General features: G+C 70.0%; 12 protein-coding genes. 11 read left to right on the top strand and 1 reads right to left on the bottom strand.

The window, feature by feature from the left end; translation table 11 throughout:
* Nucleotides 1-262 precede the first annotated feature (262 nt).
* The 3 genes from TBR22_RS25515 (at nucleotide 263) to TBR22_RS25505 (ending at nucleotide 3,568) form a co-directional block, all read left to right on the top strand.
* Nucleotides 263-727: a TrmH family RNA methyltransferase gene (locus TBR22_RS25515; protein ID WP_239490668.1), complete on the top strand. Its 465-nt coding sequence runs from the start codon at nucleotides 263-265 to the stop codon at nucleotides 725-727.
* 91 nt (nucleotides 728-818) lie between these two features.
* Complete coding sequence (locus TBR22_RS25510) at nucleotides 819-2,783, top strand: hypothetical protein (RefSeq protein ID WP_239490667.1); 1,965 nt, start codon at nucleotides 819-821, stop codon at nucleotides 2,781-2,783.
* 8 nt (nucleotides 2,784-2,791) lie between these two features.
* Nucleotides 2,792-3,568, top strand: coding sequence for a hypothetical protein (locus TBR22_RS25505; protein ID WP_239490666.1), 777 nt, complete (start codon nucleotides 2,792-2,794; stop codon nucleotides 3,566-3,568).
* Between the two features lie 109 nt (nucleotides 3,569-3,677).
* Here the strand turns inward: TBR22_RS25505 and TBR22_RS25500 are convergent, their stop codons facing one another.
* Nucleotides 3,678-4,919 carry a type IV pilus twitching motility protein PilT gene (locus TBR22_RS25500; protein WP_239490665.1) on the bottom strand — a complete coding sequence of 414 codons (1,242 nt, stop codon included), beginning with the start codon at nucleotides 4,917-4,919 and terminating at the stop codon, nucleotides 3,678-3,680.
* A gap of 12 nt (nucleotides 4,920-4,931) precedes the next feature.
* Between TBR22_RS25500 and TBR22_RS25495 the strand changes: the two genes are divergently transcribed.
* The 8 genes from TBR22_RS25495 to TBR22_RS25460 all read left to right on the top strand — a co-directional run bounded on the left by TBR22_RS25495 (nucleotide 4,932) and on the right by TBR22_RS25460 (nucleotide 18,844).
* Nucleotides 4,932-6,086 carry a phosphodiester glycosidase family protein gene (locus TBR22_RS25495; RefSeq protein WP_239490664.1) on the top strand — a complete coding sequence of 385 codons (1,155 nt, stop codon included), beginning with the start codon at nucleotides 4,932-4,934 and terminating at the stop codon, nucleotides 6,084-6,086.
* 223 nt (nucleotides 6,087-6,309) lie between these two features.
* Nucleotides 6,310-9,243 (top strand): TonB-dependent receptor, encoded by a 2,934-nt coding sequence (locus tag TBR22_RS25490; RefSeq protein WP_239490663.1) that lies wholly within the window; start codon nucleotides 6,310-6,312, stop codon nucleotides 9,241-9,243.
* A 241-nt stretch (nucleotides 9,244-9,484) separates the two neighbouring features.
* Complete coding sequence (locus TBR22_RS25485) at nucleotides 9,485-12,163, top strand: PIG-L family deacetylase (RefSeq protein WP_239490662.1); 2,679 nt, start codon at nucleotides 9,485-9,487, stop codon at nucleotides 12,161-12,163.
* 151 nt (nucleotides 12,164-12,314) lie between these two features.
* Entirely contained in the window at nucleotides 12,315-13,799 is a 1,485-nt protein-coding gene (locus tag TBR22_RS25480; protein WP_239490661.1) for a DUF1800 family protein, read from the top strand.
* A 62-nt stretch (nucleotides 13,800-13,861) separates the two neighbouring features.
* Complete coding sequence (locus tag TBR22_RS25475) at nucleotides 13,862-15,127, top strand: DUF1501 domain-containing protein (RefSeq protein ID WP_239490660.1); 1,266 nt, start codon at nucleotides 13,862-13,864, stop codon at nucleotides 15,125-15,127.
* A gap of 222 nt (nucleotides 15,128-15,349) precedes the next feature.
* Nucleotides 15,350-16,798, top strand: a complete 1,449-nt coding sequence (locus TBR22_RS25470; protein ID WP_370651557.1) for a circularly permuted type 2 ATP-grasp protein — start codon at nucleotides 15,350-15,352, stop codon at nucleotides 16,796-16,798.
* Nucleotides 16,799-16,812: 14 nt separating this feature from the next.
* A complete protein-coding gene (locus TBR22_RS25465) occupies nucleotides 16,813-17,772 on the top strand; it encodes an alpha-E domain-containing protein (protein ID WP_239490658.1) in 960 nt (319 codons plus the stop codon).
* 106 nt (nucleotides 17,773-17,878) lie between these two features.
* On the top strand, nucleotides 17,879-18,844 hold the full coding sequence (locus tag TBR22_RS25460; RefSeq protein ID WP_239490657.1) for a transglutaminase family protein: 966 nt from the start codon (nucleotides 17,879-17,881) through the stop codon (nucleotides 18,842-18,844).
* The last annotated feature ends 20 nt before the right edge of the window (nucleotides 18,845-18,864 follow it).

Here is an 18,864-nt window from a genome sequence, read left to right as displayed (position 1 = left end):
GCTCAAGGCTCAAGGCTCAAGGCTCAGAGAGCATGCTTCAGGGCCAGGGCGCCTGGGCCACAGCGTCGCCGTCGGCCCTGGCCGACGGGCCGTGCGCCCTGAACCTGACTGCCGGCCAAGGCCGGCAGCTACACCGTTTCCCGGTGCCCGGTGCCCGGTGCCCGGTGCCCGGTGCCCGGTGCCCGGTGCCCGGCGCCAGGATTCGCGTACGCTGTCGCCGCGATCCGCGACTGCCGACTGCCGACTGCCGACTGCCGTCCCCATGCTCCCCGTCCACGTCGTCCTCCACCAGGTGCGCAGCCTGTACAACGTCGGGTCCTTCTTCCGTACGGCCGACGGCGCCGGCGTCGCGCAGGTGGTCCTGTCGGGCATCACGGCGCGTCCGCCCCGCAAGGAGATTGCCAAGACTGCGCTCGGCGCCGAGGACAGCGTGCCGTGGGTCGGCGTCGACGACCTGCCGGCGTGGATGGACACCTTCGCCGGGTCGGGCGGACAGCTTGCCGCCATCGAGACGACGCCGGCGGCCATCGACCTGTACGACTGGACGCCCACCTGGCCGGTCGCGGTGCTGTTCGGGCACGAGGTCGAGGGGCTGCCAGGCGACCTCCTGGCGCGCTGCCACGTGCACGTGCGGGTCCCGATGCTCGGCACCAAGGGATCGCTGAACGTCGCGACGGCGGGCGGCGTGGTGCTCTACGAGTTGCTGCGCAAGCACCGGCATCGATAGGGACCGGCCGCCGACACCGCCGCCACGACTGGCCGCTTCTCCACGGGAACCTGTAAGCTGTGCAGGTTCCATTTCACGTCGCGGAGGTCTGATGAAGCGCTGGTCGTGTGTCCTGTGCCTGCTCGCACTCGTGTCCCTTGCCCTCGCCGGACCCGCCGCTGCGCAACCGATCACCCATCCCCTCGACCCGCTCACGCGGCTCGAGCACTTCACCGTGCTCGAGGTCCTGCAGCAGGCAGGGAAGCTCGCCGACGGCTCGCGCTTCACGCGCCTCGAGCTGAAGGAACCGGACAAGGCCGGGGTCTGGGCCTGGAGGCCGGGCATGCCCATCGCGCGGTCGGCCGAGGTCGTCGTCGCGCAGGGCCGCAGCGTGTTCGAGGCCACCGTCGACGTCACCGGCAAGCGCCTCGTGTCGTGGGCCGAGCGCACCGGCGTGCAGCCGATGTGGACCGAGAGCGAGTTCGGCGACGAGGTCGTCGGCAAGGTGATGAAGGACCCGCGCTTCGCCGAGGCGCTGAAGCGGCGCGGCATCGCCGGCAGCGAGTTCGTCACCTGCATCGCGGTGCCGCCGGGCAGCTTCGGCGAGCCGAAGTACGTCGGCAAGCGCATCGGCGTCCTGTCGTGCCGGCTGCGCTCGGGCTACCGCAACACCTGGGCGCGCCGCATCGAGGGCCTGAGCGTCGTGATGGACATGCACGCGAAGGAGATCCTCGAGTTCGTCGACGACGAGTCGGTGCCGGTTCCGGCCGGCGGCAACGACTTCGATCGGGCCGCGTTCGGCAAGCTCCGCGAGTTCGGCGCGCCACTCGAGGTGCGGCAGCCGAACGGGCCGGCCTTCACGATGGACGGACACGTGATCACCTGGGACCGCTGGCGCTTCCACGTCCGCCCCGACTCGCGCGTCGGCGTGATCATCTCCACCGCCACGTGGAAGGACGGCGATCGCGAGCGGCCGGTCATGTACCAGGGCCACCTCTCGGAGATCTTCGTGCCCTACATGTCGCCGCAGAAGGACTGGTACGTGCGCACGTTCATCGACGCCGGTGAGTTCTCCGCCGGTGGACTGGCCGACACGCTCTCGCCGGGCATCGACTGCCCCGACTACGCCACCTACATCGACAGCGTCGTCCCGGCAGGTGCCGGCTGGCCGACCGACAAGCCGCGCGTCGCCTGCGTGTTCGAGCGCACCGCCGGCGACATGATCTGGCGCCACGGCACGGAGGGGCGCCCGCAGCGCGAGCTGGTGGTGCGCATGGTCGCCATGATCGGCAACTACGACTACGTGGTCGACTGGCGCTTCCTCCCGGACGGCCAGATCAAGGTCAGTCTCGGCGCCACAGGCATCGTCGAGACCAAGATGGCGGGTGCGAAGGACGCAAGGGTAGCCGGTACCAATGGCGCCGACTCGCGCGCCGACGCCTACGGGCGCTTCGTCGAGCCGAACGTCGTCGCCGTCAATCACGACCACTACTTCAACTTCCGCCTCGACATGGACGTGGACGGCGCCACCAACCGCTTCGTGCGCGACGAGATCGTCGCCAAGACGCTGCCGCCGGGACACCCTCGCCGCAGCATCTGGGTCACCGAGACCAGGCCGGTCACGTCGGAGCAGGACGCGAAGCTGACGATGGACATGCACAAGCCGTCGCTGTGGCGCGTCACCGGCACGCGCCAGAACCACGTCGGGTATCCCGCCAGTTACCAGTTGATGCCGGCGCACTCGATTCACACGTTGCTCGCGCCCGACGAGGCCGCCCGGCAGCGCGCCGGCTTCATCGACCACCACCTGTGGGTGACGCCGTACGCGGCGGGAGAACGGTACGCCGCCGGCGACTACCCGACGCTCAGCACGCCGGGCCAGGGACTGCCGGCATGGACGAAGGGGAACCGGTCGATCTCCGACACCGACGTCGTGCTCTGGTACACGTTCGGCATGCACCACATGGTGCGCGCCGAGGAATGGCCGGTGATGCCGGTGCTGTGGCACGAATTCGCGCTGCGGCCCTTCGACTTCCACGATCGCAACCCCGCAATGGACGCGGGCATGAAGCCGTAGGGGCAGCGGTGCCGGCGTCCCTCAAACGGCCATCGGCCTTCGTGCTGGCGTCGGTCCTGCTCGCGAGTCTGACCGCGCACGCGCAAGTGCAGGGCGAGACGGCGCGGGTCGGGCCACTCGAGGCGTGGGTCGGCGCCAACGCCTTCGGCGCGTGCCAGTTGCACCTGCGCAACGTCGGCACCGTGCCCATCGAGGCCTGGCGGGTGAGCGTGCGCAGCGAGGAGACGCGTCACACGACGATCGCCGCGCACGACGGCTGGCGCGATCGGTTCCACATGCCCCTCGAGGAGTCACAGCTCGATCCGGGCGAGACCGTGAACGTGGCCGTGACCGGCGATGCGACCCGCGGCCCCTTGACGGTCCGCGTCCACCTCGTCGTCCGGGGTGACGACATCGCCCACGGCAATCCCGAGGCCGTCGGGGCCAGCGGCGACGCGGCCTTCGAGTTGCGGCAGCTGCGCGATCGTCGTCGCGGCGCCGCCGCGGAGGCACTCGCGGCAGCAGACGCGACCGAGGCGGCCATGCGGAGCGAGGGCGTCGGCCGCGTGCTCGCGACGCGCCGCCTCTCCGAGCGGCTCGACAAGGCCGGTGACTGGAACTGGTGGGAAGTGACGCAGCAGGCCCTGGCCGCCGAAGCTGCGGCGGCGCGCGACCCGATCGCCGCGGCCCGCGGACTCCGGCAGGCCCTCGCCTTGCTGCGCGAGGCACACCAGCGCGGCACGGCCCCGATCACCCTCCAGCCCGCCGAGCCGGCCCGCTTCCTCGTCATCGGCCGATGCTCGTGACGGTGGCGGTGCGTCGGCCAGCGCCGACGCCCACACCCGCCAGAATGCTCTCTGAGCCTTGAGCCTTGAGCCTTGAGCCCCCGAGCCCTGAGCCCAAAGCCCTGAGCCCTTACATCCCCTCCAGCAACCGCCCGAGCTCCTCGGGATGCGCCGCGCGTTCGAGGGCGGCCTCCATGCCGATGTGGCCGCCGCGCACGAGGGTCGCCAGCGATTCCTCGAACGTCACCGACCCGAAGCGGCGCGTCAGCGAGATCTCCTGGTGCAGGTGGTGCAACTGGTTCTTGCGCACGTGCTGTCGCGCGCCGTACTGCACCATCAGCAGTTCCACGGCCGGCACCAGCCCGCCGGACCTGCGGGGGAGCAGCGTCTGGATCAGCACCGCGCTCAGCGCGAGCGAGATCTCCTGCCGGATCGTCGCCTGACGCTCGACCGGGAACGAGTCGGCGATGCGCGCGACGGTCGAGGTCACGTCGGTCGTGTGCAGCGTCGAGATGACCAGGTGTCCCGTCTCCGCGGCGGTGAGCGCCAGGCGCATCGACTCCGGATCGCGCATCTCGCCGACCACGAGCACGTCGGGCATCTGCCGTAGCGCGGCACGCAGCGCCGTGGGATAGTCGGGCGCGTCGACGCCGATCTCCACCTGCTCGACGATCGAGCGCCGGTGCGCGTGCTCGTACTCGATGGGGTCCTCGATCGTGATGACGTGCCGCGCCTCGCGACGGTTGATCTCGTCGACCAGCGCTGCCAGGGTCGTCGACTTGCCCGACCCGGTGCCGCCGCCGATCAGCACGAGGCCGCGCGTCAGGTGGGCGAGCTGCTCGACCTGCGCCGGCAGATCGAGTGACGAGAGCCGCGGCACCGCTCGCGGCAGCGCGCGAATGGTCGCCGCGGCGCGCCCGCGCTCCCGGTGCAGGTTGACGCGGAACCGCCCGACGCCTTCGAGCCCGAACGACGCATCGGCGATGCCGTCGCGCGCATAGGCCTCCCGCGCGTGCGGCGGCAACGCCGGCAGCACGGCGCGCTCGATTGCCGCGCCGTCGAGCACGTCCTCGCCGATCGGCACCACCCGCTTCTCCACGCGGGCCGACGGCGGCGCCTGCGACACGAGCAGCAGGTCGGATCCTTGTCTGCGCACCACCTCGCGCAGCCAGGCCTCGAGCCTCGGGGCCGGGCCGGCCCCCGCGTCGCCTCGCCTCGGCTCCTCGCGCGACTGGTCCCGGTCGGCCGCGGCCACGTCGTCGTCGGCGTCGGTCTCGACGGCCGGGGAGACGAGCCGTGCCGACACGTCGCCGGCGGTCGAGTGCTGGGCGTTGAGCTCGTCGATCAGGCGCGCGATGTCGGTCTCGGCCACTATGATTCCCCCGTGCGTCTGCCCATTCTGCTCCTGTGCGGCCTGATTGCCGCGTGGCCCGAGGCCGCCCGCACGTCCGCGCCGGTGCCCGACCTCGCCTGGCTGGGCGCGCCCACCGTCGTCGCGCCCGGCGTCGACCTGTACCGCCTCGAAGGACCCATGGCGCTGGCAGGCAAGGAGGCGCCGCGATCGCTGCGGTTGCTCAGGCTCGACACGCGCCGGGTCCGTCTGGGCTCGGCACTGGCCACGGGCGAGATCCCGGCCCGGGCGACCGTTCAGGCCATAGCGGCGCGGACGGGTGCCCTCGCGGCCGTCAACGCCGGCTTCTTCGCTCCCGACGGCGATCCGAACGGGGTCCTCAGGATCGACGGCCGGTTGCTGAGCGACACCGGCCGTGCACGGGGCGCCGTCGCCCTGCTCGACGGGGCCGCCGGTGCCACGCTGCTGTTCGACCAGGTCAGCGCGCGGGTGCGGCTTCGCTTCAAGGCCGGCGCGCAGTGGCGCAGCGTGCCCGTGGACGGCGTGGACACCGACCGTGGGCCACGCCGCCTGGTGCTCTACACGCCGGCGTCCGGGGCGACCACCGACACGGGCGAGGGACTCGAGTGGGTGCTCAGTGGCGCCCCGTTGCGCGCCGGGCCGCCCGTCACGACAGGCAACGCGCCGATTCCCGCGTCGGGGTATGTCCTGTCATACGGCGGCGCCGCGGCGCCCGACGCCCTCGGCGGGCTCGCGCGGGCCTCGTCGGTGCAGGTACGCGAAGCACTCACCGTCGTCAGCGGGAGCCGCGTGCGCGACTGGATGCGCGCCCGCACCATCGTCGGCGGCGCCGGCCTGCTCCTGCGGGGCGGTCGGCCGGTCGCCGACCGGTCCATGGAGCGCCTCACCCCGGGCTTCGAGACGACGACGCACCCGCGCACGGTGATTGCGTGCGACGGGCAGGGGCTGGTCTGGCTGATCACGGTGGACGGCCGCCAGCCGCTCGCGACCGGCGCGACGTTTCCGGACCTGATGGTCCTGCTGGCGAGGATCGGCGCCGTCGATGCGCTCAACCTCGACGGTGGCGGCTCGACGACCATGGTGGTGGGCGGGACGGTGGTGAACCGGCCGTCGGACGTGACGGGACCCCGCCCGGTGAGCGACGCGCTGATCGTCACGCCGCGGTAGCCCGCTGTTCGGCGCCCGGCCCGCCCGACCCCCGACTCCCGACTCCCGACTCCCGACCCCCGCTCCCCGACTCCCGACTCCCGACTCCCGACTCCCGATCCGCGATCCCCGACATAGCGCAACGAGCGGCCGAGCGGGACCGTATACTCGCCCAAGGGCGTCTCCTCTGGAGGCGCCCCGCATCCTTACGTATCCAGGAATCCAACGAGGAGTCACGATACTCATGCTGTCCGCACGGACGACCTCCCCCCGGCCGTGGCACGCGCTCTGCGTCGCTGCCCTTTTCCTTGTGTGGTTCGCCGGGTTCGCCGCCGCGCCGGCGTTCGCGCAGGCCACGGCCGTCAACGGCACCATCGAAGGGACGGTGTCGGACAACTCCGGTGGCGTGCTGCCCGGGGTGACGATCACGGTGACCAACACCGACACCGGCACGGTCCGTTCAGTGGTCACCAACGAGAACGGCCTGTATCGCGCCACGCTGCTGCCGCTCGGCACGTACCGCGTCGTCGCCGAGCTGCAGGGCTTCAAGAAGTTCGAGCAGACGGGCGTCACCGTCGGCGCGGGCCAGACGGCGGCCGTCAACGTGAAGCTCGAGGTCGGTGACCTCAACGAGACGATCTCGGTGACGGCCGACGCGCCTGTCGTCGACACGGCCAAGGTCGACACCGGCCGCAACCTGAACGAGAACGAGGTCAAGAACCTGCCGCTGGTGTCGCGCAACCCGTACAACTTCGCGTTGCTCCAGCCGGGCGTGACCGGTTTCGAGAACTCCGAGTTCGGCGTGCCGCGCTTCAGCGCCAACGGCACGCTGCTGCGCATCAACTACCAGATCGACGGCAACACCAACACGCAGAAGGACCGCGCCGGCCTGCGCCTGCTGCCGGTGTCGGAAGTGATGGTGCGTGAGGTGAAGGTCGTGACCAGCGGCTACGCGCCGGAGTTCGGGCAGACGACCGGCCTGGTGTACAACGCGATCACGCCGTCGGGCACCAACCAGTTCCGCGGCGCGGGCGCCTACCGCTTCCGTCGCAAGTCCTTCAGCGCGTTCCCGTTCTTCTTCCAGGGGCCGCGCACCGAGGACCGTCGTCCGGACACCAAGGTCGACACGCTGACCGCCGAACTCGGCGGCCCGATCGTCAAGGACAGGCTGCACTTCTTCACCGGCTTCGAGAGCACGTACCGCGATCTGTCGTCGCAGAGCGTCATCACGATCCTGCCCGAGAACGCCGCGCGTATCGGCCTGGCGGCCCAGCCGGCCGTGGTGCCGCGCGAGCAGACGGCCCGGTTCTTCATCGGCAAGGCCGATTACCAGATCAACCCGGCGCACCGCCTGACCGGCCGCACGATCATCTTCCGCAACGACTCGCCCAACAACATCGGCGGCGGCCTCACGAGCATCGAGCGCACCACCGACTTCCTCGACGCGATGGAGAGCACGTCGGGGCAGCTCGTGTCGTCGTTCGGCAGCAAGATGCTCAACGAGCTGCGCGTGCAGTACGCCCGGCGCGTGCAGAGCCGTGGCGGCAATGAACTGTCGGGCACCGGCCCGGCGATCAACATCCCCGGCATCGCGAACTTCGGTGGCCCCATCGCGACGGCCGCCGACGCCGGCTTCGGCTTCGAGCAGGGCATCTTCCAGGTGGTGAACAACTTCACCTACCTGCGTGGCAACCACAGCTACAAGTTCGGCGGTGACATCCAGCTCATCAACGACAGCCGCACCTCGACGCTGCTGCAGCTGTACACGTTCCCGAGCATCGATGCCTACCTCGCGGCCAGGAACGGCACCAACCCGCGCAGCTACACCAACTACCAGGAGCTGATCGGCAACCCCGACTTCACGATGAAGTCGTCGGGCTACAGCTTCTTCGTGCAGGACGACTGGCGCGTCACCAACGACCTCAAGTTCATCTACGGCCTGCGCTACGACTTCTACAACTACCCGGACGGCGACCCCAACGCGCCGTTCCTGTACTCGCAGAACTACGCCGACGACTCGAACAACCTCGGGCCGCGGTTCGGCCTGGCCTGGTCGTTCGGCGCCGACAAGCGGCAGGTGCTGCGGGCCAGCAGCGGCATCATGTACGACCAGATGCTGCTCGGCGCCTACGAGACGGCCATCCAGAACAACGGCAACCCGGCCCGCGTCAACGTGACGGTGCAGGGCACGGCCGCCAACGCGCCGGCGTTCCCGTCGACGCTCGGTAGCCTGCCCCCCGGCTTCACGCTGCCGCGCCAGTCGATCACCACCGTGTCGCCCGACTTCGAGGTGGCGCGCACCTGGCAGAACAACGTCACCTACGAGCGTGCGTTCGGCCAGAACTACTACGGCTCGGTGGGCTACACGCTCACGCAGGGCGACCTGCTGCCGGTGATCGTCAACATCAACCCGATCAACCCGGTGAGCACGCTGGCCGACGGCCGCCCCGTGTTCAGCACGGCGGTCAATGCCGACACCCGCCTCGACCCGCGCTTCAACCAGATCAACGTCGTGCAGTCGGTGGGTGACTCGACCTACAACGCCCTGATGCTGCAGTTCGGCAAGCGCCTGAGCAACGGCATCCAGTTCGACGTCAACTACACGCTCGGCAAGGGCACCGACAACGCGCCCCTGACCACCGCGCTCGCGGTGCAGGGCGACGATGGCGTGATGGACCCGACCGATCTCGAGCGCGACCGCGGTGTCAACGCCCTCGACACGCGTCACAGCTTCGCCGGCAGCGTCGTCCTGCAGCCCCGCTTCGACGTCGACGGCGTCGTCGGCGCGATCGTCAACGACAACCAGCTCGGGCTGATGCTGCAGTTCAACTCGGGCCTGCCCGTGAACCTGCGCAGCGGCACCGACCTGAACAACGACGGCGTGCTCGCCGACCGGCCGCTGTTCGTCGGCCGCAACTCGCTGTACCTGCCGGCGCGCTACAACGTCGATGCCCGCTTCTCGCGGTTCATCCCGTTCGGCGGCAACCGGCGCCTCGAGATCGCGGCGGAGTTCAAGAACCTGTTCAACACGGTGCAGACCTCGGCGGTCAACCGCATCATCCCGACCAACGCGCTCGGCGTGCCGACGGGCACGCTGCCGACCAGCACCGACGAGCTGCAGCCGACGGCCGGCTACGAGCAGCGCCAGTTCCAGCTCGGCTTCAAGTTCTACTTCTGAGGTAGGGCGCGGTCTCCGACCGCGCCGTGAGTCGGCAGCCGGCTGCCGGCAGTCGGCAGTCGGCAGTCGGACGGCGCTTTGGTAGGAACCGCTCGCCGAGCGGTCCCTCTCCGCTCCGATCGACCGCCCATCGGCCTGAACGAACCACTCATGGGGGCGGGGAGACTTCCTCGCCCCCGTGTCGTATCTGCGGTGATAGATTTCACCTGAGCCGTACCTCGCCATTCTTCACGCCATGCCCATGCCCAGAATCCGTTCCTTCGCGGCCGTCGCCTTCGCGGCGATCGTGCTCGCCCTCACCGTCCCTGCGCACACGCAGTATCGATTCCGTCCGATCGCCGAACTGCCGGATCACTCCGCGCTCGGCCTGAAGCTGCGCGAGCTCGGCACCGTCGGGTCGTTGATGATGACCACCGCGCACCCCGACGACGAGAACAACGCGCTGCTGGCCCGCTACCGGTACGAGCGCGGCATGCGCACCACGCTGGTCACGGCGACGCGCGGCAACGGCGGCCAGAACGAGATCGGCCCCGAGATCTTCGAGTCGCTGGCCGTGCTGCGCACCGAGGAACTGCTGGCCGCGCACCGCGTCGACGGCGCCGAGCAGTACTTCGCGCGCGCGGTGGACTTCGGCTTCTCGTTCAGCCGCGACGAGACGTTCCAGCGGTGGCACCGCGAGAAGATCCTCGAGGACTACGTCTACTGGATTCGCACCATCAGGCCCGACGTCATCGTCGGCTTCGTGTGGGACCACACCCAGGGCGGCGGCCAGCACCACCAGGCCTCGTCCAACATCAGCGCGGAGGCGTTCCGCGCGGCAGCCGATCCGGCGAAGTTCCCGGAGCAGATCGCCAGGGGGCTGCGTCCCTGGCAGGCGAAGAAGTTCTATTACACGGGCGGATTCGGCCCCAACGTCGCCAACGTGCCCGCCGAGGCCATCTGCCGCGTCGACGGCCACGCCTTCGACCCGTTGCTCGGCCGCACCTACAACGAGATCGGGAGCGAGGCGCGCAGCATGCACATGTGCCAGGGCATGCCGCAGCTGGTGAGCCTGCCGGCCGCCCAGCCGCGCGGCTACGTCCTCGAGGACACGGTGCTCACGCTGCCGAAGGCCGAGCAGAACAAGGACCTCTTCGCCGGCATCGACACCGGCCTGCGCAGCCTCGCCGCGTACGGTCGCGGCGGGTCCCCGGCGCTCGGCCTCGCCATCGAGTCGCTCGAGGGCCAGGTGCGCAACGCGCAGCTCGCCTTCGAGTCGAAGGGCGTCGCTGGCGCCCGCGCGGCGCTGCCGCAGGTGCTGGTCACCATTCGCGCGCTGCGTGCGCAGCTGGGCAACATGCACCCTGACGAGGGCGCGCGGTACGAGGTCGACATGCGTCTCGCGCAGAAGGAGCGCCAGGCCGAGGAGGCCCTGCGCCTTGCGGCCGGTCTCAAGGTGGACCTGCTCGCAGACGACGGGCTCGTGGTCGGCGGGCAGGGCACGAAGCTGACGTTGCGCGCCTTCGCGGGCGCCGGTGACGGCGTCGCGGTGAAGAACGTCGAGTTCACCGGCTTCGAGGGCGGCGCGGCCTGCGCGTCCGGGCCGATCGAGGGCCTGAAGCCGTTCGCGTGCGATGTCACGCTGACGGTCCCTGCCGGGTCGAAGCTGACCACCGCGTACTGGAAGCGCCTGCCCGACCGTGACTACTACGACTTCGATCCGGGCGCGCCGTTCGGCCTGCCCTTCGAGCCGACCCCCTTCAACGCGAAGGTGACCTTCACGATCGGCGGCCAGGATCAGGTGGTGACCTACCCGGTGCAGTTCCGCCACGAGGGCAACGTGTTCAGCGGCGAGAAGCGCCAGGAACTGCTCGTGGTGCCGGCGCTCGCGGTCACGCTCGGTGCCGACGTGGTGGCGTTTCCCGGCGGCGGACTGGCGCGCAACCTCGACGTCACCGTCATCAACCACGGCAAGAAGGGTGGAGAGGCCAGCGTGAAGCTCCAGCTGCCGGCGGGCTGGACCGCCTCGCCAGCCAGCGAGACGGTGACCTTCGCGCGGGAGGACGAGGCGCGGCAGGTGCGCTTCGCCATCACGCCGCCGGCCGGCGTCAAGCCGGGGCGCTACGACGTCACGGCCGTCGCGACGCGCGACGGCGAGTCGTTCTCGAAGGGCTACGAGGCCATCGAGTATCCGCACATCCGTCGCCGTCACCTGGTGCACGACGCGACCGGCAGCCTCAAGGTGCTCGACATGAAGCCGGTGACCGGCGTGACCGTGGGCTACATCATGGGCGTGGGCGACCAGGTGCCGCCGGCGCTCGAGCAGCTCGGGGCGACCGTGGAGTTCCTCACGCCCGAGCAGCTGGCGTCGGCCGACCTGTCGAAGTACTCGGTGGTGATGACCGGGGTGCGCGCCTACGAGCGGCGGGGCGACCTGCGGGCCTACAACCAGCGGCTGCTCGACTACGCGGCCAAGGGCGGCACCGTCATCGTCCAGTACAACAAGTTCGAGTTCAACGAGGCGCAGTACGGGCCGTATCCGGGCACGGTCGGTCGCCCCGCCGCGCAGGCCGGGCCGTTCGGCCGGTTCACGGCCGACCGCGTGACCGACGAGAACGCGCCGGTCACGGTGCTCGTGCCGACGCATCCCGTGTTCAACACGCCGAACAGGATCGGCGAAGCGGCGTGGAAGGACTGGGTCCAGGAGCGCGGGCTGTACTTCTTCGGCACCGACGCGGCCGACAAGCGCTACGTCGATCTCGTGGAGATGACCGATCCGTTCCCCAACAACCCCGGACCGAAGCGCGGCGCGCTGGTCGAGGCCAGGGTCGGTCAGGGACGCTGGATCTACGTGGGCCTGAACTTGTGGCGGCAGTTGCCCGCCGGCACCGACGGCGCCTACGCGCTGACGGCCAACCTGCTCTCGCTCGGCAAGAAGTAGCCCCGGAACGGGAGTCGGGAATCGGGAATCGGGAATCGGGAATCGGGAATCGGGAATCGGGGCGCAGCTGGTCGACTCCCGACTCCCCATTCCCGACTCCCGACTGTTGCAGAACTGTGGCATCCTCCCGGGAGCCTCCCCGGCCGACGCCATGGCACGACACGACGACAGAACCGAACACCTGCTGCGGCGGGCCGGCTTCGGCGGCAGCCCCGACGAGGTCGCCGAACTCGCCAGGATCGGCTACCAGGCGGCGGTCGACCTGCTGGTGTTCTACGAGCAGGCGCCCGACGACGTGGACGAGCGCATCGGGGTGCCCGGCCACGTCGGCGTGACGACGCGAGGGCAGTTCTCGCCCGACACGTCGATCACCGACGCCCGGCAGCGCTGGTTGTTCCGCATGGTCCACTCGCGGCGGCCGCTGCAGGAGAAGATGGCGCTCTTCTGGCACCATCACTTCGCCACCGCCTACCAGAAGATCGCCGACACCTACGGCGGCACGGTCGCCACCCGGATGATGGCCGCGTCGGAGGCCTACAACGGCCCGAAGAACAGCCCGGTCGGCCAGATCGAGCTGTTCCGGCAGAACGCCCTCGGCAGCTTCTACGACCTGCTGGTGAAGGTCGCCCGCGACCCGGCGATGCTGGTGTGGCTCGACGGGCGCCTCAACGTGCGCGGCACGCCGCAGGAGAACTTCGCGCGCGAGGTGATGGAGCTGTTCACGATGGGCATCCGCGCGTCGGATTCCTCGCCGAACAACTACACGGAAGACGACGTGAAGGCGGCGGCGCGGGTGTTCACGGGGTGGAACCTCACCGTCGGCGCGCGCGGCGCCAACAACGTCAACGACGCGACGCTCGCCTACGCGTACACGTACCGTTCGACGCAGCACGACACGGGCAGCAAGACGTTCTCGTTCGACATCTACCCGGGTGGCGGCCGGACGATCACGTCGGGCGGCGAGCAGGAGGGCCTCGACTTCCTGCTGGCCTGCTGCCGGCACCCGCAGACGGGGCCGCGCCTGGCCCGCAAGCTCTACGCGTTCTTCGTCGACGAACTGCACCCGGCGCCGCAGTCGTTCGTGGACCGCGTGTCGGGCGCGTACTACGCCTCGAACTTCGACATGCGGCGGGTCGTGTTGTCGGTGCTCCTGTCACCGGAGTTCTCCGATCCGTCGGCCTACTACGCCCGCTACGCCTGGCCCGTCGAGTTCGTGGTCAAGGCGATCAAGGAGACCGGCTGGGCCGGCTTCTCGGTGGACGCCGCGCTCACGCCGCTGCTGTCGATGGGGCAGTCGCTGTTCGAGCCGCCCGACGTGAACGGCTGGGAGACCGGCGCGGGCTGGTTCTCGACCGGCGGCATGCTGGCGCGCATGAACTTCGCGGCGACGCTCACCCAGAACCAGCGCTTCAACCTGCGCGAGGCCGCGCGACCGTACAAGGCGACGCCCGAGACGCTGCTCGCCTACACGCTGGACCGGCTGTCGCCGATGCCCTTCGACTCACCGCCGTACAACGACCTGCTCGGCTACCTGCGGGCCGGCACGTCGTGGACCGGTTCGGACACCGAACTCCTGGCCAAGGCCGCCGGCGTCACGCACCTGGTGCTGGCCTCCCCGGAGTACCAGTTCGTCTAGGGCTGACGATCGACGGCCTTCGCTTTCGGCATTCCCGGCATCGCAGCATCGCGGCACGTCCAATGACTCACAACCGTCGATCGTTCATCAAGGGCGGCGTGGCCGCCTTCACGGTCAGCTTCGCGGCGCCGGCGTTCCTGTCCGACATCGCGCGGGCCCAGGGCGCGCGGTCCCGGAACCTGGTGGTCCTCTACCTGAGCGGCGGCAACGATGCGCTGAGCATGGTGGTGCCGTACGGCAACGCCGGTTACTACCAGCGTCGGCCGACCATCGCCGTGCCGCAGGGTGCCGTGCTGCAGGTGGGCGCCGATGCCGGCGGCACCAACGTCGGACTGCACCCGCGGCTGCAGGGCCTCAAGCGCGTCTTCGACGAGGGCCGGCTGGCCGTGATCCAGCGGAGCGGCTACCCGAACTCGAGCCGGTCGCACTTCCAGGGCACAGACATCTGGTCGACGGCCGACCCGTCCAATCCGTCGGGCCCGGGCTGGATCGGGCGGTACCTCGAACTGCTGCCGCAGCCGATCGACCCGCTCACCGGCTGGAACACGGTGCGCGAGACGCCGCGCACGCTGCTCTCGAGGTTCGTCGGCGTGCCGGCGATCCCCGATCCCCGCACCTACGCCTTCAGCAGCCCCAACACCGGCAACGAGGCGCTCTACGCGCGCCAGGCAGCCACCCGCATCGCCTCGCACGTGCCCGTCGACCGTCCGCACCTGTCGTTCGTGTCGGCGACCTCGCGCGCCGCGTTCGAGACCCTGGACCGCGTCGCCTCCGTGGCGGCCTACACGCCCACGGTCACCTACCCGACCACCGGCCTGGGCAGCGCCCTGCGCGCGGTGGCCGGCGCCATGGTGCGCGGCATCGGCACGAAGGTGTTCTGGGTGCAGACCGGCGGCTTCGACACGCACGCCTCGCAGGACCCCAACAACGCCAACGGCGCCTACTACCGCCTGATGGCGACGCTCGACGACGCGCTGCTGGCCTTCTACACCGACGTGCGCAACCAGGGGCTGCTCAACGACACCCTCGTGCTGCAGTTCTCGGAGTTCGGCCGGCGCGTCTATGAGAACGGCAGCCAGGGCACCGACCACGGCGCGGCCAGCACCATGATGGTGCTCGGCGGCGGGGTCAACGGCGGCCTGTACGGCACCGCGCCCGACCTGCGCGACACGCCGGGCAACCCGACACTGGAGAGCGCCAACGGCGACGTCCGCTACCAGACGGACTTCCGGAGCGTGTACGCCCGGGTGCTCGACAACTGGCTGGGCGCGCCCTCGACGACGATCCTGGAGGGCGACTTCCGGAATCCCGGCCTGACGTTCATCTGACGCCGGCAACTTGAAATTGGAGATTTGAAATTCGGGGCGGCTCGGCCTTGCGGCCGTCGCTCGCGCGCGGCTTCTCGAGGCGCGTGGCCGAAGGCCCGCGCCGCGAGAATTTCAAATTTCCAATTTCAAATTTCGGTCTGTGGAACAAAGTGGCGGCAGAAAGTTGCCAAATGTGCCGCTCGGCTGCTCTACTGTCGCATGCTGTCTGCCGAGTCGCCTGGCATGGCCGCCCCGCAGGCGTCCCTCTTTTCGGAGTACCGCCTCGGGCGCGCGTACGACGAGATGTTTGCCGCCCCCGCCGTGCCGCGGCCCCAGTACGCCGCGTTGTACTCGCAGCTCGGCACCCTGGCCGCCGCTGAGCTCCAGCGCCGCCAGCAGGTGGCCGACCGCGCCTTCCTGCACCAGGGCATCACCTTCACCGTCTACGGCGACCACAAGGGCACCGAGCGCATCTTCCCGTACGACCTGCTGCCCCGGATCATCACCGGCGACGAGTGGCGGCAGCTCGAACGCGGCCTCACACAGCGCATCACCGCCCTCAACCTGTTCCTCAAGGACATCTACAACGAAGGCCGCATCCTGCGCGCCGGCGTCGTGCCGCGCGAGCTGATCGTCAGCTGTCCGCACTACCGCCGCGAGATGCGCGGCCTGCGCGTGCCCGGCGATCGCTACGTCTCGGTGGCCGGCACCGACCTGGTGCGGCTGTCGGACGGCTCGTTCGCCGTGCTGGAGGACAACCTCCGCGTGCCCAGCGGCGTCTCGTACATGCTGGCCAACCGCGCGGTGATGAAGCGCACGTTCTCGCGCCTGCTCGCGCGCTACAGCGTGCGGCCGATCGATCACTACGCGCAGGCGCTGCTGCGCACGCTGCGCGACCTGTCGCCGCAGGGCCGCCAGAACCCCACCGTCGTGCTGCTCACGCCCGGGGTGTTCAACTCCGCGTACTTCGAGCACGCGTTCCTGGCGCGCCAGATGGGCATCGAGCTTGTCGAGGGGCGCGATCTCTTCGTCCACGACAACATCGTCTACATGCGCACGACGTCGGGCGCGCAGCGCGTCGACGTCATCTACCGCCGCGTCGACGATGACTACGTGGACCCGCTGGCGTTCCGGGCCGACTCGCAACTGGGCGTGACCGGCCTGTTCAACGCCTACCGGGCCGGCAACGTCGCGCTCGCCAACGCGATCGGCACCGGCGTGGCCGACGACAAGGCCGTGTACGCCTACGTGCCGGCGATCATCAGGTTCTACCTCGACGAGGATCCGATCCTCGGCAACGTCGAGACGTTCCTGCTCGACGACCCGGTGCAGCGCGATCACGTCCTGCAGAACCTCGACCAGCTGGTCGTCAAGGCGGTCGGCGAGTCGGGCGGCTACGGGATGCTGATCGGGCCGCACAGCACCGCCGAGCAGCGCGCCCAGTTCCGCGACCGGATCCTGGCCAACCCGCGCAACTACATCGCGCAGCCGACGCTCGACCTGTCGTGCGCGCCCTGCTTCCTCGACGACCGCATCGAGCCCCGCCACGTCGACCTGCGCCCCTACATCCTCGCGGGCCAGCAGACGGTGATCGTGCCGGGCGGGCTGACGCGCGTCGCGCTGCGGCGCGGATCGCTGGTGGTCAACTCGTCGCAGGGCGGTGGCAGCAAGGACACATGGGTGCTCGAGTGACGGAGGGTGGCCAAATGCTGTCGCGCGTCGCCGATCACCTCTACTGGCTGAGCCGATACCTCGAACGTGCCGAGCACACCGCCCGGCTGCTCGAGATCAGCGTCTCCCTCGCGCCCGATCGCACCCCGGAGTCGGCGTCGCGGCAGGGCGTGCGCCTCCTCAGCGCGCTGCAGGCGCTCGACGCGCAGCGCGCCGGGCAGGTCGAGTTCCCGCTGCTGGCCGTCGACCTCACGGTCGGCGAGCGCGAGGAGTCGCTGCGGTCGTGCGTGTCGCACGCCCGCGAGAACGCCCGCCAGGTGCGCGAGCAGATCAGCGTCGACATGTGGGAGGAGCTGAACCGGCTCTACCTGCGGCTCAACGCCGCGCGCGACGACCACGGCTGGCAGGAGCAGCCCGAGGACCTGTTCCGTGAGGTACGTCACTCGGTCTACCTCTTCAAGGGGATGACCAGTTCCACCATGGTGCGCGGCGAGGGCTGGCACTACATGGAACTGGGGCGCTTCCTCGAGCGTTCGATCAACGCGTCGATGCTGCTCGACGTCCACCTGCGCGAGTTCCACGACGGACTGCGCGGCCAGGTGGAGACGGTGGACTTCGTCGAGTGGCTGTCGCTGCTGCGCTGCTGCGCGTCGTTCGACGCCTACGTCCGCGCCCACTCGGCCAGCATCAGGCCGCTGCACGTGCTCGACTTCCTGCTGCTCAACGCCGAGTTCCCGCGGTCGCTGCGCTTTGCCGCCGATCGCATCGAGGAATCGCTCCGTCGCCTGTCACGGTTGTCGGGCCGATCGTCGCCGGCCCGCGTCGAGCGCCTCGCCGGCCTGCTGCGCGCCTCGCTGCAGTTCGTGCAGATCGAGGAGCTGCTCAACGGCGACCTCCTGCAGACCCTCGAGCACGTGCGTCGCCAGTGCCGCCTGATCCACCACGCGACGTACCAGAGCTACATCTCTTACCAACTGGAAGGCGAGATCGCCTAGTGACTCGCCTTCCAGCAGGCCGGCAGTCGGGAGTCGGGAGTCGGGAGTCGCCGACCGCAGCCCCGATTCCCGATTCCCGATTCCCGATTCCCGACGGCGAAGCCGAATGCGATACACCGTCTACCACCTGACCCACTTCCGTTACGACGCGCCGGTCAGCGAGAGCGTGATGGAGGTGCGCATGCAGCCGCGCACCGAGAGCGTGCAGCGCTGCCTGCGCTTCGAGCTGACCACCTCGCCGCGGTCGCGCGTGTTCGCGTACCAGGACCCCGAGGGCAACGTCGTGCACCACTTCGACGTGCCGGCCCGGCACCGTGAGCTGCTCGTCGTCGCCGAGTCGGTCGTCGAGTTCGTCTCCGAGATCTCCATCCCGGAGTGCTGCGAGGCCACGGAGTGGCAGGTGCTCGACGAGCCCGCCACCCGCGAGCGGTTCGTCGAGTACCTCGAGCCGTCGCACTTCGCACGCCCGACCGAGGCGTTGCTGGCCTTCGGACGCGAGCTCGGCCTCTCCCGCGACGTCGATCCGCTGACGCTCCTGCGCCGGCTCAAGCGGCAGATCTACGAGTCGTTCGCGTACGCGCAGGGGTCGACGCGCGTCGACTCGCCGATCGACGAGGCGCTCGCGGCGCGACGCGGCGTCTGCCAGGACTTCGCGCACGTCATGATCGCGCTGGTGCGCGGACTCGGCATCCCGTGCCGCTACGTGAGCGGCTACCTGTTCCACCGGCACGCGGGCGACGAGCGATCGGTGGACGGCGCGTCGCATGCGTGGGTGGAGGCGTGGCTGCCATCGCTCGGCTGGCTCGGCCTCGACCCGACCAACCGCACGCTGGCCGGCGATCGTCACATCCGCGTCGCCGTCGGCCGCGACTACCACGACGTGCCGCCGACCCGCGGCGCCTTCAAGGGCAACGCGCGCAGCGAACTCGGCGTGACCGTGCGCGTGCAGACCACCGACGCGCCGATCGCGCCCTCCGACGTCATGCCGGCGCTCTACTGGTCGGCGCCGGAGCCCGAGGCGGGCACCGCGCTGTTCGACGACGAACAGGAGCAGCAGCAACAGCAGCAGTGAGCCGCCGGCTCACCGCTGCT

This window comes from Luteitalea sp. TBR-22, assembly GCF_016865485.1.
In the GTDB taxonomy this organism is placed as follows: domain Bacteria; phylum Acidobacteriota; class Vicinamibacteria; order Vicinamibacterales; family Vicinamibacteraceae; genus Luteitalea.
Note: the sequence above shows the minus strand (reverse complement) of the source record. Positions and strands in the feature narration are given on the sequence as shown.